General features: G+C 67.3%; 1 pseudogene. It reads left to right on the top strand.

The window, feature by feature from the left end:
- Nucleotides 1-208 (top strand): annotated as a pseudogene (locus AC6H42_RS12910) (IS21 family transposase); the annotation flags it as partial.

Consider the following 208-nt stretch of genomic DNA (forward strand, 5'->3'; position numbering starts at 1 on the left):
CGCCGTCGCGACTGGTGGGCCACCGCCTGAAAGTACGGATCTACAGTGAGCGACTGGAGTGCTGGCTGGGCAATGTGTGCGTGCTCGAATTGCGGCGCGGGCAACCCGATCCGGTCAGTGGACGCGCCAAGGTCGTCGACTACCGTCATCTGCTGCCGGCACTCAAGCGCAAACCCGGCGCGCTGGCGCGCTCGGTGCTGCGCGATGC

The sequence above is a fragment of the Massilia sp. NBRC 108631 genome (assembly GCF_059704565.1).